The organism is Curtobacterium sp. MCJR17_043 (assembly GCF_003224315.2).
Lineage (GTDB): Bacteria > Actinomycetota > Actinomycetes > Actinomycetales > Microbacteriaceae > Curtobacterium.
The window spans coordinates 2041943-2056534 of the sequence record NZ_CP126259.1 but is presented as its reverse complement, the minus strand read 5'-3'; the positions used below and the strand labels follow the sequence as shown (position 1 = coordinate 2056534).

General features: G+C 74.5%; 13 protein-coding genes, 1 tRNA gene and 3 pseudogenes. 13 read left to right on the top strand and 4 right to left on the bottom strand.

Features of this window, described 5'->3' with window-relative positions; translation table 11 throughout:
• Window positions 1–3: 3 nt before the first annotated feature.
• Window positions 4–486, bottom strand: a complete 483-nt coding sequence (locus DEJ15_RS18440; RefSeq protein WP_349814696.1) for a hypothetical protein — start codon at window positions 484–486, stop codon at window positions 4–6.
• Between DEJ15_RS18440 and DEJ15_RS18435 the strand changes: the two genes are divergently transcribed.
• The 5 genes and pseudogenes from DEJ15_RS18435 (at window position 485) to DEJ15_RS10645 (ending at window position 5025) form a co-directional block, all read left to right on the top strand.
• Window positions 485–973, top strand: coding sequence for a glycosyltransferase (locus tag DEJ15_RS18435; protein WP_349814695.1), 489 nt, complete (start codon window positions 485–487; stop codon window positions 971–973). The two genes, DEJ15_RS18440 and DEJ15_RS18435, sit on opposite strands and share 2 nt — an antisense overlap.
• Window positions 974–2242 (top strand): glycosyltransferase, encoded by a 1269-nt coding sequence (locus tag DEJ15_RS10660; RefSeq protein ID WP_110824916.1) that lies wholly within the window; start codon window positions 974–976, stop codon window positions 2240–2242.
• Complete coding sequence (locus DEJ15_RS10655) at window positions 2239–2880, top strand: D-sedoheptulose-7-phosphate isomerase (RefSeq protein ID WP_110824915.1); 642 nt, start codon at window positions 2239–2241, stop codon at window positions 2878–2880. The genes DEJ15_RS10660 and DEJ15_RS10655 overlap by 4 nt, the downstream gene beginning before the upstream one ends.
• Window positions 2877–4271: pseudogene (locus DEJ15_RS10650) on the top strand (PfkB family carbohydrate kinase). The gene DEJ15_RS10655 and the pseudogene DEJ15_RS10650 overlap by 4 nt, the downstream one beginning before the upstream one ends.
• 49 nt (window positions 4272–4320) lie before the next feature.
• The gene (locus tag DEJ15_RS10645) at window positions 4321–5025 is read left to right on the top strand and encodes an SDR family oxidoreductase (protein ID WP_110824913.1); all 705 of its coding nucleotides are present in this window, start codon (window positions 4321–4323) and stop codon (window positions 5023–5025) included.
• Window positions 5026–5116: 91 nt separating this feature from the next.
• Here DEJ15_RS10645 and DEJ15_RS10640 read toward each other — a convergent pair whose 3' ends face one another.
• Window positions 5117–6220 carry a glycosyltransferase family 9 protein gene (locus DEJ15_RS10640; protein ID WP_284174976.1) on the bottom strand — a complete coding sequence of 368 codons (1104 nt, stop codon included), beginning with the start codon at window positions 6218–6220 and terminating at the stop codon, window positions 5117–5119.
• 227 nt (window positions 6221–6447) lie between these two features.
• Here DEJ15_RS10640 and DEJ15_RS10635 point away from each other — a divergent pair, with 227 nt between their 5' ends.
• The 7 genes and pseudogenes from DEJ15_RS10635 (at window position 6448) to DEJ15_RS10605 (ending at window position 12247) form a co-directional block, all read left to right on the top strand.
• Entirely contained in the window at window positions 6448–7947 is a 1500-nt protein-coding gene (locus DEJ15_RS10635; protein WP_284174975.1) for an aldehyde dehydrogenase family protein, read from the top strand.
• Window positions 7944–8297: pseudogene (locus DEJ15_RS10630) on the top strand (PfkB family carbohydrate kinase); the annotation flags it as partial. The gene DEJ15_RS10635 and the pseudogene DEJ15_RS10630, both read left to right, overlap by 4 nt.
• Window positions 8298–8307: 10 nt before the next feature.
• Complete coding sequence (locus DEJ15_RS10625) at window positions 8308–9459, top strand: PfkB family carbohydrate kinase (protein WP_284174974.1); 1152 nt, start codon at window positions 8308–8310, stop codon at window positions 9457–9459.
• A gap of 150 nt (window positions 9460–9609) precedes the next feature.
• On the top strand, window positions 9610–10470 hold the full coding sequence (locus DEJ15_RS10620; RefSeq protein ID WP_258365890.1) for a glycosyltransferase family 2 protein: 861 nt from the start codon (window positions 9610–9612) through the stop codon (window positions 10468–10470).
• A gap of 116 nt (window positions 10471–10586) precedes the next feature.
• A pseudogene (locus DEJ15_RS10615) lies at window positions 10587–11182 on the top strand (molybdopterin-dependent oxidoreductase).
• Between the two features lie 142 nt (window positions 11183–11324).
• Window positions 11325–11996: an FAD-binding oxidoreductase gene (locus DEJ15_RS10610; RefSeq protein ID WP_284174973.1), complete on the top strand. Its 672-nt coding sequence runs from the start codon at window positions 11325–11327 to the stop codon at window positions 11994–11996.
• On the top strand, window positions 11996–12247 hold the full coding sequence (locus DEJ15_RS10605) for a DUF6510 family protein (protein ID WP_110824908.1): 252 nt from the start codon (window positions 11996–11998) through the stop codon (window positions 12245–12247). The genes DEJ15_RS10610 and DEJ15_RS10605 overlap by 1 nt, the downstream gene beginning before the upstream one ends.
• A gap of 46 nt (window positions 12248–12293) precedes the next feature.
• Here the strand turns inward: DEJ15_RS10605 and DEJ15_RS10600 are convergent.
• A tRNA-Gly gene (locus DEJ15_RS10600) sits at window positions 12294–12365 on the bottom strand.
• Between the two features lie 301 nt (window positions 12366–12666).
• Here DEJ15_RS10600 and DEJ15_RS18430 point away from each other — a divergent pair.
• The gene (locus tag DEJ15_RS18430; protein ID WP_349814694.1) at window positions 12667–13317 is read left to right on the top strand and encodes a serine hydrolase domain-containing protein; all 651 of its coding nucleotides are present in this window, start codon (window positions 12667–12669) and stop codon (window positions 13315–13317) included.
• Window positions 13318–13885: 568 nt separating this feature from the next.
• Here DEJ15_RS18430 and DEJ15_RS10590 read toward each other — a convergent pair.
• Complete coding sequence (locus DEJ15_RS10590; protein ID WP_284174972.1) at window positions 13886–14242, bottom strand: glycoside hydrolase family 18 protein; 357 nt, start codon at window positions 14240–14242, stop codon at window positions 13886–13888.
• Window positions 14243–14592: the final 350 nt, after the last annotated feature.

Here is a 14592-nt window from a genome sequence, read left to right as displayed (position 1 = left end):
ACCTCATCCCGACCACCCCGGAGCGTGACGGTTGGGGCCTCGGCCGTGGTGGCCGGGACTGGGGGGACGAACGCCGTCGAGATCGCACCCGAAGACGTCGCCGACGCCGGCGTGGACCTGGTGGTCCTGCAGCGACCGGAGGAACTCGCGGTCGCGCAGCGGCTCCTCGGGCGGACGGACTTCCCGACCGTCTTCGTCGAGCACAACGCTCCACGCGTCGACGTACCCGACAGCCTGCACCCGTTCCGGGACCGGGACGACGTGACGATCGCGCACGTGACGCACTGGAACGCCCTGATGTGGGACTGCGGCTCGACCCGGACCACCGTCGTCGAACACGGCGTCGTCGACCCCGGTGCTCTGTACACCGGCGAGCTCGAGCGCTTCGGCGCCGTCATCAACGAGCCGGTCCGCCGCAACCGGGTCGTCGGCACCGACCTGCTCCCCCCGCTTCGGTGCGGTCGCCCCGGTCGACGTCTTCGGCATGGGCACCGAGAAGCTCGCCGGACTCGGCCACGGCGACCTGCTCGTCGGGCTCGGGGACGTGAAGCCCGACCCGATGCACGCGGCCCTCGCGCAGCGCCGCGCGTACGTCCACGCGAACCGCTGGACCTCGCTCGGGCTGTCGCTCATCGAGTCGATGCACATGGCGATGCCGGTGCTCGTCCTCGCCACCACGGACGCGTCCCGCACGGTGCCCGCCGAGGCCGGTGCGATCGCGACGGACGTCGACGAGCTCGTCCGGGCCTCCCGGACGCTCCTCGAGGACCCGGACGAGGCGCGCCGACGCGGTCTCGTCGCCCGGGAGGCCGTGCTCGCGCGACACGCGCTGTCCCGCTTCACCGCGGACTGGGACGCCCTGCTCGACGACGTGCACACTGAGCACCACGCCCGGATGCGCACGCCGCGTCCGGAGCGGGAGACGGAGACCGCCGGAGCCGCAGCGCTGCCGGCCGGTGGGAGGAGCAGCTAGATGCAGATCGCCATGGTCTCCGAGCACGCGAGCCCGCTCGCGACGCTCGGCGGCGTCGACGCCGGCGGCCAGAACGTCCACGTCGCCGCCCTCTCCGCGGCCCTGGCCGACCGCGGCCACACGGTCACGGTCTACACACGCCGCGACGACGCGGCCCTGCCCGTCCGTGTCACCCTCCGCCCCGGCGTGGACGTCGTGCACGTCGACGCCGGTCCCGCCGAGCACGTGCCGAAGGACGACCTGCTGCCCTACATGGGCACGTTCGCCCAGGTCCTGGCGTCCGAGTGGCTGTCCGAGCGCCCCGACGTGGTGCACGGGCACTTCTGGATGTCCGGGCACGCGGCCCTCGAGGCCGTCACCCAGGTGCAGCTGCGCACCGGTGAGCCGCGCATCCCCGTCGTCCAGACCTTCCACGCCCTCGGTGTCGTCAAGCGTCGGCACCAGGGTTCGGCGGACACCAGCCCGCCCGAGCGTGAGTGGCTCGAACCGGCCGTCGGCCGCGGTGCCGACCAGGTCGTCGCGACGTGCTCGGACGAGGCGTTCGAGCTGAAGACACTCGGCGTCCCCCTCCGCTCCATCTCGGTCGTGCCCTGCGGCGTCGACGTCGAGCTGTTCCGCCCGGACGGCCCCGTGGAGGAGCGCGGCCGGACCCACCGCGTCCTGACCGCCTCCCGGCTCGTGCAGCGCAAGGGCGTCGGCACGACCATCGCCGCCGTCGCCCGCCTGGTCGCCGAGGGTCGCGACGTCGAGCTCGTCGTCGTCGGCGGTGCCGGTGTCGCCGGGGCCGACCTGCCCGACGACCCCGAGTACCAGCGACTCGACTCCCTGGCCCGCGACCTCGGGATCCGCGACCACGTGTCCTTCCGCGGGCAGCTCGCGCAGGAGGAGATGGGGGCCGTGTACCGCAGCGCCGACGTCGTCGTCTGCGCGCCCTGGTACGAGCCGTTCGGCATCGTCCCGCTCGAGGCCATGGCGTGCGGCGTACCCGTCGTCGCCTCCCGCGTCGGCGGCCTCATCGACACCGTCGTCGAGGACGCCACCGGCCTGCACGTCGAGCCGCGCGACGAGGACGGCCTCGCGGTCGCGCTCGGCGGGCTGCTGGACGACCCGGAGCGCCGGACCGCCTACGGGCACGCCGGTCGCCGCCGCGCCGAGGCCAAGTACACCTGGCAGAAGGTCGCCGCCGACACCCAGCGCGTGTACGAGCGCCTGGTCGCCGGCGGCCGCGTCGGAGCCACCGCACCCATCACCGAGAGGAACGCCCGATGACCATCGAGCAGACCGGGATCGGCACGACCGAGTCCGGCACAGCCGGCCCCGCCGAGGGCACGAGCACGCGCGTCGTGCTCGACCACATCGCCGCGTCGGTGCCCGTCATCGCGTCGCTCGTCGACCACGGCGACCACATCGCGGCCTGGGCGGACGACATCGCCGCCCGCCTGGTCGCCGGACGTCGGCTCCTCGCGGCGGGCAACGGCGGGTCCGCGGCCGAGGCGCAGCACCTGACTTCGGAGCTCACCGGCCGGTTCGACGGCGACCGCCCGGCGTACTCCGCGATCGCGCTGCACGCCGAGACCTCCGCCGTGACCGCCATCGGGAACGACTACGGCTTCGAGCAGGTGTTCGCCCGGCAGGTGCGCGCGCACGCCCGGGCCGGCGACGTCGTCGTCCTCCTCAGCACGAGCGGCAAGAGCCCGAACCTGCTCGCCGCCGCGGCCGCCGCTCGCGACGTCGGCGCCCGGTCCGTCGCCATGACCGGTCCCGTCCCGAACCCGCTCGCGAGCGCGGTCGACGACGTCATCGCCATCGACGGCCCGTCCGCCAACGTGCAGGAGGCGCAGCTCGTCCTCGTGCACGCCCTCTGCCGCGCCATGGAGCCCGCGCTCCGCCGAGGAGGCACCCGATGACCGACCGTCAGCTCCGCATCGTCGTCGTCGGCGACACCCTGCTCGACGTGGACGTCAGCGGCACGAGCGAACGGCTCAGTCCTGACGCCCCGGTGCCCGTGCTCGACGTCCGCTCGGAACAGCGCCGGGCCGGTGGTGCCGGACTCGTCGCCACCATGCTCGCGAAGGACGGCCACGACGTCCGTCTCGTGACCGTGCTGGGCGACGACGCCCCCCGCGGAGCGGCTGCGGTCGCTCCTGCCGGGCGTCACGATCGTCGAGGGCCCCTCCGGCGCACCGACCCCGGTGAAGACCCGGGTGCGCGTCGGGGACCACGCCCTCGTCCGCATCGACGAGGGGTGCGACACCCCGCCCGTCCCCGCGGTCACCGCTGAGATGCGTGCCGCGCTGGAGGACGCCGACGCCGTCGTCGTCGCCGACTACGGTCGCGGGCTGACCGCCGCCGAGGACATGCGGTCGGCGCTCACCGCCGTCGCCGAGCGCACCCCGGTGGTCTGGGACCCGCACCCCAAGGGCGAGGCGCCCGTGGTCGGCGTCACCGTGGTCACCCCGAACGCGAGCGAGGCGCAGCGCTTCACCGGGCTCGGCGGCACCGGGGTCGCGTTCGCCACCGACGCCGCCGCCGACCTCGTCGCCCGGTGGGCGGCGCACGCCGTCGCCGTGACCATGGGCGAACGCGGCGCGCTCGTCGGCCGTCGCACCGAGCGCGGCCTCGACTCCCGGTTCGTCCCGGCACCCTCCGTCACCGCCGGCGACCCCTGCGGTGCCGGTGACCGTCTCGCCGCCGGCGTCGCCGTCGCGCTCGCCTCGGGCGCGGAGATCGCTGACGCGGTCACCGCCGGGGTCGCCGACGCCTCCACGTACCTCGCGGCCGGCGGCGTCGCCTCGCTCGTCGCGGGCGCACCACCCGCACCGATCGCGGTGCCGGGCGCCGACCGGGACGCCCTCCGGGTCGTGCACGACGTCCGGGCCGCGGGCGGCGTCGTCGTCGCGACCGGCGGTTGCTTCGACCTGCTGCACGCCGGGCACGCCCGCACCCTGTCCGCTGCCCGCGCCCTCGGTGACTGCCTGGTCGTCTGCCTGAACTCCGACGAGTCGGTCCGCGGACTGAAGGGTCCGGACCGCCCGATCATGGGGCAGGACGACCGCGTGGAGCTCCTCCTCGCGCTCGACTGCGTCGACGCCGTCGTCGTGTTCGACGAGTCGACCCCCCGACGAGGCTCTCCGTCGCTTCAAGCCGGACGTCTGGGCGAAGGGCGGCGACTACACGGCCGACGAACTCCCCCGAGTCGGTCACCCTCGCCGAGTGGGGCGGCCGGGTCGTCACCGTCCCGTTCCACCCGGGCCGCTCCACCACCCGCCTGGCCGCCGCGATCGAACGCGTCGGCTGAGCCCCCGCTCTCCACCTCACGACCGCAGCACCAGAACCGAAGGACATCCATGCCCGTCCCCACCACCCCCATCGGCCGCGTCCTCGTCACCGGCGGCGCCTCCGGACTCGGCGCGGCCGTCGTCGCCGCCGTCACCGAGGCCGGCGGTACCCCGATCGTCCTCGACCTCCGGATCGACGCGGTCCCCGAGGGCGTCGACGCCGTCGCCGTGGACGTCTCGGACACCGACGCCGTCGAACGCGCCGTCACGGAAGCGGTCGAGCGCCACGGGGGCCTCGACGCCGTCGTGACCGCCGCGGGCATCGACACCCCGGCCCCGATCGACGCGATCTCCTCCGGCAACTGGGAGAAGATCGTCGGCGTCAACCTGATCGGCACCGCGTCGACCGTCCGTGCCGCCCTGCCCGCGCTCGAGGCCTCGCACGGCCGCGTCGTGACGATCTCGTCGTCGCTCGCCCTGCGCGGCGTCGGCCACGGCACCGCCTACTCCGCGTCGAAGTTCGGCGTCCGCGGGTTCTCGCAGGCCCTCGCCGCCGAGACCGCGGGCCGCATCGGTGTCACGAACGTGATCCCGGCGGGCATGCGCACGAACTTCTTCGCCGACCGCACCGAGCAGTACAAGCCGGGTCCGGACGCGCAGCTCATCGAGCCGGAGTACGTCGCGAACTCGATCATCTTCGCCCTCTCCCAGCCGGCCGGTTGCGAGATCCGCGAGCTGTCGATCATGCCGGCGACCGAGCCCAGCTGGCCCTGACCGTCGCACGCGCCTGACGGACGGGAGGCCCGGTACCAGCTGGTACCGGGCCTCCCGTCCGTCTGCGGTGGCGCCGCGCGGGCGCGACCGCTCAGGTCGTGGCCAGCAGGTCCTCGACGTCGGCCAGCACTCGGTCCGGCGTGACCTCGTCGACGAAGGACGGGTCGTGCTCGCAGCGCTCGGCGCTCCACCCCACCTGGGTGACGTCGACGTCGCACACCGGGCAACGGGTGACGAAGCTCATGAGCACGCGGTGCCGGCCGCGGTCGAGCGGACCGGCGTTGATGACGTTGCCGAACCAGAAGACGCCCACGGTCGGCGTGCCGACGGCGACCGCGAGGTGCCGGGGACCGGAGTCGTCACCGACCATGACGTCGGCCGCGGCGAGCACTGCGGGGAGCTCCCGCAGGGGCAGCGCGGCGGTCAGGTCGTGCAGCCGTGCGGCGACCTCCGGCCCGACCGCCTCGGACACGGACGCCCGGATGCTCGTCGCGGCCGGTCGGTCGGAGTCGTCGCCCACGAGCACGACGTCGTCGCCTGCCTCGAGCCGGGCGATCGCCACCGCGGCGAAGCGCTCGGGGCTCCACCGGCGGCGCGGGTCGGTCGCGCCCGGGTGCATCGCGACCAGGCGGCCCCGTACCCCGAGTCGGTCCCGGACCGCGGCGCGCTCGTCGGCACCGACGACGATCCTCGGGTCCAGGGTGACCGGTTCGGCACCGGCCAGCCCGACGACCTCGAGCGCGCGCAGCACCTCGTGCTGGTAGTAGACGTAGCGCACCCAGCGCTCGGTCGGGGTGGCGTCCTCGGTGGCGGTGCCGACCGAGTGCGCGGCGCCGAGGCGGAGCAGGAACGGGTTCGAGTTGCGCCCGCCGCCGTGTAGTTGGACGGCGAGGTCGAACCGGCCGGTGAGCCGGGCGAAGAAGTCCTCGAGGTCCGGTGCCCCGTCACCGCCGTCACGCACACCGGGCGAGACGGGCAGTTCCTCGACGGCGTGCACGGCGTCCGTGCGCCCCGGCAGGAGCGCCGCCGCCATCGGGGTCCCGAGCAGCGTCAGGCGGGCCTCCGGGTACGCGGCCGCGAGGGCCTCGATCGCGGGCATCGCGAACATCAGGTCGCCGAGTCCCCCCACCGCGGAGCACCGCGATCTCGCGGACCCCCCCTCGAACCGTTCGCCGCCACGTCCGATCTGCACCACGCCCGTCGTCCTCCTCGTGTCCGACGCGGCGGGTCGTCCGACCGCATCCCTTCGTTCCTACCCGGCCGCGGTCGGGCCGGTGTGCAGCAGCCCTGCAGCGGCGCTCGGCGCTGCGTCCCGTGGACACACCCACGCATCCCCCCGGGCGTGTCCAGCGGAGAAGGAGCAGCGTGGAGGGGCCGGTGCCACGACGCCGGACCACCACGAGAGGACGCACATGACGCTCGATGCCCCCCACCACCACCGCCCCGTCGACGGACGACCCGTCCGCGGACACGATCACGGTGCTCGACCCCGTGACCGGCGAGGTGGCCTCGGAGACCCGCCGGAGCACGGCGGACGAGGTGCGCGACGCGGTCGCGCGTGCGCGGGCGGCGGCGACGGGATGGGCCCGGACCGCTCCCGGTGAGCGCGGCGCGGTCCTCCGCGCCGCGGCCGAGCGGCTCCGCGAGCACGCCGACGAGCTCGCCGCGATGAACACCCGCGAGACCGGCAAGGTCCCGGGCGACGCCCTCGGCGGCGTCGAGGCCGGCATCGACACGCTCATCCAGTACGCCGAGCTCGGCCCGCTGCACCGGGGCGAGGCGCTCCGCGGGAACCACGGCGCCGCCGACTTCGCCGTCCCGCACCCGCGCGGCGTCGTGCTCGCGCTGACGCCGTGGAACGACCCGGTCGCCGTCGCGTGCGGGATCCTCGGAGCGGCGATCGTCGCCGGCAACACGGTCGTGCACAAGGGCAGCGAGCGGAGCCCGGGCACGATCGCGCTCCTGAACCGCCTGCTCGCCGCCGAGCTCCCCGAGGGCGTGCTCGTGGGCGTCGACGGCGACGCGACGACCGGTGAGCAGCTCCTCGCCGAGGACGGCATCGCGGTGTACGCGCACGTCGGCTCGACGGCGACGGGCGACCGCCTGGCCGAGGCCGCGCTCCGCACCCGCGCGCACGTGATCCGCGAGAACGGTGGCAACGACGCCGCGGTCGTGGACGCCGACGTCGACCCGGTGTGGGCGGCGGAACAGGTCGCCCTCGGTGCCTTCGCGAACACCGGACAGATCTGCACGAGCGTGGAGCGCGTCTACGTGCACCGCGACATCGCCGATGAGTTCACCGCCGCCCTGGTGCGCGCCGCGGAGCGGAAGACCGCCTCGGCTGCCGCCGACTTCGGTCCCCTCGTCGACGAGCGTCTGCGCACGACCGTCCAGGAGCACGTCGACCAGGCCGTCGATGCCGGCGCACGGGTGCTGACGGGCGGCTCGGTGCCGGAGGGCGCCGGCACGTTCTACCCCGCGACCGTCCTCACCGACTGCACCGACGACATGCTCGTGCTCACCGAGGAGACCTTCGGTCCGATCGCCCCGCTCCGCGTCGTGGACGACATGGCCGAGGGGCTCCGCCTGGCCGCCGAGGACCGGTACGGCCTGGCCGCGACCGTCCTGACCGGCGACACCGCGACCGCGCTCCGTGCCGCCGCGGAGCTGCCCGTCGGCACCGTGAAGATCAACGCCGTGTTCGGCGGCGCACCGGGCGGCAGCGCCGAGCCCCGCGGCGCCTCCGGCTCCGGCTTCGGCTACGGCCCGCACCTGCTCGACGAGATGACGACCACCACGGTCGTGCACCTCGAGGCCGCCCCGCGTCGGACGAGCGGCACCGCCGGCACCGCCGACGCCGTCGACCCGGCGACCGCGGGCAGCCACGACACCGACACCGCCACCGCCGAGGACGTCCGATGAGCGCCGACGTCCGTTCGGTCCGTCGCGTCGTCGACGCGGTCGCGGCGCAGGAGCCCGTCGTCGTGGTGGTCGGGGACGTCATCCTCGACCGCTGGACGGTCGGTGCCGCCGAACGGGTCTCGCGCGAGGCCCCCGCGCCCGTCGTCCGGGTCACCGAGACCATCGCCGTCCCGGGAGGCGCGGCGAACACCGCGGTCAACGCCCGCGCCCTGGGTGCGCGCGTCCGCATGGTCGCCCTGATCGGCGACGACGAGACCGGGCGGGTCCTGCGTGACCGGCTCGAGGCCGCCGGGGTGGACACGCGCTGGCTCGTCGCGGTCCCGGGTGCGACGACCACCTGCAAGGACCGCATCGTCGGGGGTGACCGTGTCGTCGTCCGGGTCGACGACCTGGCCGGACCGCCGAGTGCGGCGGACACGGCCCTCCTCGCCGAGGCGACGGCGGCAGCCGTGCGCGGCACCGCGTCCGGGGACGCCCCCCGGGACGGCGACCGACGCCCGTGCGGACACGGTCGTCGTCTGCGACTACGACCTCGGCGTCGACGCCACCGCCATCGTGCCGGTCCTCGGACAGGACCGCCCCATGACCGTCGTCGTGGACGCCCACGACCTCAGCCGCTGGCAGACCCTTCGTCCGGACCTCGTCACGCCGAACGCCGGCGAGGCCGCCGCGCTGCTCGGCCGCGACCTCGGGCAGGGCGCCGACCGGGCCACGACCGTGGTCGCCGCACGCGACGAGGTCCTCGCCGTCACCGGCGCGCGCAACGCGGTCGTCACGCTCGACCGCAACGGGACGGTGCTGCTCGAGGCCGCCGGCGCGGACAGCACGCTGTCGGACGTGCACCGCACGCGTGCCACGCCGGCGTCCGAGCAGCAGGCGTCCGGCGCCGGCGACACGTTCTGCGCCGCGGCCTCGGTCGCCCTCGCCGTCGGGACCCCGGTCCGCGAGGCCGTCTCCTTCGCCCAGGCGGCTGCCGACGTCGTGGTGCGCGAGGCCGGGACCTCGGTCTGCACGGCCGATGCGCTCGTGGCCTCGGTGTCCGCACCGGCCGAGACCGTCGTCGACCACGACGAACTCGCCGCCGCCGTCGAGGAGGCCCGTCGCACCGGGCGCCGCATCGTGTTCACGAACGGCTGCTTCGACGTCGTCCACCGCGGGCACACCACGTACCTCCGCCAGGCGAGCGAGCTCGGCGACCTGCTCGTCGTCGCACTGAACGACGACGACTCGGTCCGTCGACTGAAGGGTCCGGAGCGGCCGATCAACACCGCCGAGGACCGCGCCGGCGTCCTCGCCGCGCTGGCCTGCGTCGACCTGGTGACGGTGTTCGCGACCGACACCCCGATCCCGCTCATCGAGCGCATCCGGCCGGACGTCTACGTCAAGGGCGGCGACTACTCCCCCCGAGATGCTCAGCGAGACCGAGGTCGTGCGGGCCCACGGCGGCGAGGTCGTCATGGTCGACTACGTCGCCGAGCACTCGACGAGCGCCGTCGTCCGTCGCATCCGTGAGACCGCCGCCGGAACCGGCACCGCCGCCGGAACCGGCACCGCCGCCGGCACCGGCGCGCCGACGGGAGAAGCGACCGCCGTGTCCGGGGACGCATGACGCGCGGGGCACGGTGGTCCGGCGAGTGGGGTCGCCCGACCGCGGACCCGGCGGTGGAGAGCACCCCGGTCGACGTCGACGTCCTCGTCCCGACCGTCGGGCGCACGGCGGAGCTCGCCGCGACCCTCGCCGGCCTGGCGGCCCAGACCGACGTCGCCTTCCGTCTCGTGCTCAGCGACCAGTCCGCGACGGGTGACGCCGCCGCGCAGCCGGCGATCGCCGCCATGGTCCGCGTCCTGGAGGCCCAGGGCCGGCCCGTCACGCTGCTCACCCACCCGGAGCGGCGCGGACTCGCCGAGCACCGGCACTTCCTGCTCGCGCACGCCACCGCGGACGCCGTCCTGTTCCTCGACGACGACGTCTGGCTGGAACCCGGGTCCGTGCACCGGATGCTCGACGCCCTGCGCTCGCTCGGCACCGGCTTCGTCGGGAGCGCGGTCCAGGGGCTGTCGTACCTCGAGGACCGCCGTCCGCACGAGACGGCACCGTTCGCGCTGTGGGACGGCCCGGTCGTCCCCGAGGTGGTGCGCCGCGGCACGCCCGGGTTCGACCGCTGGTCCCTGCACAACGCCGCGAACCTGGTCCACGTCGCGGCCGAGCTCGACGTCGAGCCGGGCGGCTGGTTGCCGTACCGCGTCGCGTGGGTCGGCGCCTGCGCAATGTACGACCGGGCCGCGCTCGAGGCGGTCGGCGGCTTCGGGTTCTGGGAGACCCTGCCGATCGGACACGCGGGCGAGGACGTGGTCGTCCAGTGGCGGGTGATGGAGCGCTTCGGCGGCGCCGGCATCGTGCCGTCCGGGGCCGTGCACCTCGAGGCCCCGACCACGGTGACGGACCGCTCCGTCGACGCGCCGGACGTGGTCTTCGCGCACGAAGCGCACCAGCAGCACGCGGATCAGCACCCGGGCACCTGACCGATCGGGCACGCCACGCCCAGCGCCGCGCGGCTGCTGACAAGCGGTCGGCCGTGCGGCAGGATCGACGCAGCGGCACGGACGTGGCCGGCGACGACCATGGGAACGAGGACGCGATGGCCACCTTCACACGCGGGTTCGGCGGACGCCGCCGGGACGCCGACGACAGCCGCATCCCGCCCGGGCAGACGCTGGTGCAGGACTGGCCGGTGCTCTCGGCGGGTGCCACACCCGAGATCGAGCCCTCCGAGTGGAGCTTCTCGATCCGCACCGAGTCCGGCCTGCACACCTGGACGTGGGACGAGGTCCGGGCGCTCGGGCTCGAGGACGTCACGGTCGACATCCACTGCGTCACGCACTGGACGAAGCTCGGCATGGCCTGGCGCGGGGTCCCCCCTCGACAAGCTCTTCGCGGACATCGAGACCTCGCTCGACTTCTGCATGGTGCACAGCTTCGGCGGCTACACGACGAACGTCCCCCCTCGACGAACTCCTCGAGGGTCAGGCGTGGATCGCGTTCGAGGCCGACGGCGAGCCCCTCAGCCCGGAGCACGGCGGTCCGGCCCGGCTGCTCGTGCCGCACCTGTACTTCTGGAAGAGCGCGAAGTGGGTGCGGGGCATCACGATGCACGCCGAGGACGAGCCCGGCTTCTGGGAGAACGCCGGCTACAACATGCACGGCGACCCGTGGAAGGAAGAGCGGTACTGGTGACCCTGTCCAGCACCGACGGCGCCCCCCGGCCTGGAGGCACGCACCGGTCCCGTCACGCCGGGCCGTCCGCTCCGCCGCCCGGCGTGGCACCCGGCGACCGTCGCCGCGGTCTCCCCCCGAGACCCCGAACGCCCGACGGCTGGTGCTCGACGTGCCGTCATGGCCCGGCAACGACCCCGGGCAGCACCTTGACCTGCGGCTGACGGCCGAGGACGGCTACCAGGCCACGCGGTCCTACTCCATCGCGTCCTCCGGGGACGGCACGCGCGTGACGCTCGCCGTGGACCGGGTCGAGGACGGCGAGGTGTCCCCGTTCCTCGTCGACGCCGTCGAGGTCGGTGACGCGCTCGAGGTGCACGGTCCCCTCGGCGGCTGGTTCGTCTGGCGTCCGGGCGCCGACCCGGCGTCCCGCCCGGTGCAGCTCATCGCCGGCGGGTCCGGCGTCGTGCCGCTCCTGCCGATGGTCGCCGCGCACGCCGACGCCGAGGACCCGACGCCCTTCCGGCTGCTCTACGCCGTCCGCACCCCGGAGGACGTCTTCTTCCGCGCGGAGCTCGACGCAGCCCTGCGCACCGCAGACCGCGCGCCCTTCGACCTCGACGTCGTGTACAGCCGACGCGCTCCCGAGGGGTCGACGGCCCCGGTCGGACGACTCACGCGCGACCGGCTCGCGGCCGCCGTCCTGCCGCCGGACGCCGACGCACAGGTCTACGTCTGCGGATCGACGCCGTTCGTCGAACAGGTCCTGCGCTGGCTCGGGGAACTCGGACACGACACCACCGGGGTGCGTGCGGAACGGTTCGGAGGCTCCTGATGACGATCGTCGACGGCAACGCCCTGGCCGGGGACCTCGGCGAGGTGCTCGGGGTCGATGCCACCTCGGCCCGGCTCCGCTGCTCGGGCTGCGACACGACCGGCCGTCTGGCGGTGACCCGGGTGTACCGGACCGCGATGGGCAGCGTCGCCCGCTGCCGCGGCTGCGACACGGTGCTCGTGACGGTGGTCGACGCAGGGGCGCAGCACTGGGTCGCCCTCCCCGGCGCGCGAGCCGTCGCGAACGACTGAACCCCCCGGCCGCCCGGCCGAGGGGTTCACGTGTCCTGCTGTTCCGAGCGGATGACGAGATTCGAACTCGCGACCCTCACCTTGGCAAGGTGATGCGCTACCACTGCGCCACATCCGCACGCTGCCCACCGGGGTGGCCAACGTCGACAACTGTACCCGACCGGCGGGGTGATCCGGGCCTCCCGTCCGCGTGTCGGGCGTGCCGGACCTCGGAACGGCCGGTCGGGCTAGGGTCGGACGGGTGACGACGACGTTCCGACGCAGTTCCCCGTCCGCCCTCGGCATCGACGCCGCGGGCATCGACCAGCTCGTCTCCGCGCTCGAGGCCGCGCCCGGCGTGGAGCCGCACAGCCTGATGGTCCTGCGGCACGGCGAGCTCGCCGCCGGAGGGTGGTGGGCCCCCCTTCGCGCCGGACCGGGTGCACCTGCTGTACTCGCTCAGCAAGAGCTTCACCGCGGCCGCCGTCGGGATCGCCGTCCGCGCCGGACTGGTCGACCTCGACGCGCCCGTGGTCGGTCACTTCCCGGAACTCGACGCCGAGGTCACCGACGAACGGACCCGGCGGATGCGCGTGCGGCACCTGCTCGCGATGGCGAGCGGCCACCGGAGCGAGACGATCGACCACGCCGAGGCGATCGACCCGACGAACACCGTCCGTGGGTTCCTGCTCCTGCCTCTCGACGAGGAACCCGGCAGCGTCTTCGCCTACAACCAGCCGTGCACGTACACGCTCGCCGAGATCGTTCGGCGGGCCAGTGGGACGTCCCTGCTCGAGTACCTGCGGCCGCGGCTCTTCGCCCCCCCTCGGCATCGACGACTTCTCGTGGCGCCGCGACGACACCGGCGCGGAACTCGGGTACAGCGGCGGCTACACGACGACGGACGCGATCGCCGCACTCGGTCAGCTGTACCTGCAGCGCGGCGTGTGGGACGGCGAACGCGTCCTCGACGAGGACTGGATCGAGCAGGCCACGAGCGTGCAGGTGGTGAACCCGGACGAGGCGGACCCGGACTGGTCGCAGGGGTACGGCTTCCAGTTCTGGATGGCCCGGCACGGCTTCCGCGGTGACGGTGCCTACGGCCAGTTCTGCGTCGTGCTCCCCGAGTCGGACGTGGTCGTCGCGATGACCGGTCAGAGCACCGACATGCAGGCCGTCCTGGACGCGGTGTGGGAGCACCTGCTGCCCGCGGTCGACCGCGCGGGTGCAGTGGACTCGGAAGACCGCCTGCGCGCCCGACTCGCCGGGCTCGCGCTGCCGCCGCTCGTCGGCGAGCCGCTCGGCACCCTGCCCGCCACCCCGCCGTCCTCGCCGGCACCGGTGGACGGCGACTCCGGACTGGAGGCCGTGCACCTGTCCCAGGACCCGTCCGGCCACTGGGTGCTCACCCTGGTCGACCCGTCCGGCGAGGTGACGGCTCCTGTCGGCGACGGCGAGTGGCTGGTCGCGGGTGCGACCGCCACGAGCGGGGCACGCTCCGGGGACGTCGTGTCGGTGGACGTGCGGTTCGTCGAGACACCGCACCTGCTGCACGTCCGCGTCGACCTGGCCGACGGGGCCGTCACGGCTGCGTGGGAGACACAGCCGTTGCACGACGGCGTCGCGACGCTGCGTCGGCCGGACTGACCGGCTCCCCGACTAACCCGTCGCCCCGCGGACGAAGGCACGGGCGAAGGTCCACGGTGCGTCGGTCACGCCCGAGCACATGTACGTGGGGATCGACGGGGTGCACGGCTGGTCGCGAGTGACCTCCCACCATGCGAGCACCTCGATCCCGTGCGCGACGGACCAGCGGGCGAGGTCCTCGGCGTCCGTCCGTGTGAACACCTCCCCGGTGTCGTTGCGGCCGATCATCGGGGTGATGCCGATCGCCGACAGCCGCTCCTGGGCCGTCCACCCGGCGTACGCGGGCACCGAGGCGAGCTGCGCGGCGGTCGACGTCGCAGCGTCCTGCGCCGCCGTCGCCATGCGCTGCGGACCGGTGCCGTAGTCCATCGCCATGACGTTCACCGCCGCGATCCGGACCCCCCGCAGCCGCCAGCCCGGCGACCGCGGCGAGGCCCTCGCGGGTGAGTCCGGTCGGCATCACGGGGAGGGTCAGCGACACCTCGAGACTGCGGCCCTTCGCCGCCTGGGCCCGGACGACCCCGGCGACCGCCACGGCGCGACGCTCGTTCGCAGCCGTGTCGGACAGCGCAGCGCCCTCGATGTCCAGGTCGATGCGGTCGACGCCGAACCGGTCGACCACCTGCTGGTAGGCCGCCTGCAGCTCCGCCGGGTCCGTGCACCGCAGCGCGAGCTCGTCGTTGACCGCGCCGCCGAACGACACGACCACCCGACCGCCG

Bases quoted from the DNA above. Each gene is read 5' to 3' on its own strand.
- DEJ15_RS18435 (WP_349814695.1), top strand. From the start codon at position 485: ATGGGCACCGAGAAGCTCGCCGGACTCGGCCACGGCGACCTGCTCGTC.
- DEJ15_RS18440 (WP_349814696.1), bottom strand. From the start codon at position 486: ATGCCGAAGACGTCGACCGGGGCGACCGCACCGAAGCGGGGGGAGCAG.
- DEJ15_RS10660 (WP_110824916.1), top strand. From the start codon at position 974: ATGCAGATCGCCATGGTCTCCGAGCACGCGAGCCCGCTCGCGACGCTC.
- DEJ15_RS10655 (WP_110824915.1), top strand. From the start codon at position 2,239: ATGACCATCGAGCAGACCGGGATCGGCACGACCGAGTCCGGCACAGCC.
- DEJ15_RS10645 (WP_110824913.1), top strand. From the start codon at position 4,321: ATGCCCGTCCCCACCACCCCCATCGGCCGCGTCCTCGTCACCGGCGGC.
- DEJ15_RS10635 (WP_284174975.1), top strand. From the start codon at position 6,448: ATGCCCCCCACCACCACCGCCCCGTCGACGGACGACCCGTCCGCGGAC.
- DEJ15_RS10605 (WP_110824908.1), top strand. From the start codon at position 11,996: ATGACGATCGTCGACGGCAACGCCCTGGCCGGGGACCTCGGCGAGGTG.
- DEJ15_RS10590 (WP_284174972.1), bottom strand. From the start codon at position 14,242: ATGGACTACGGCACCGGTCCGCAGCGCATGGCGACGGCGGCGCAGGAC.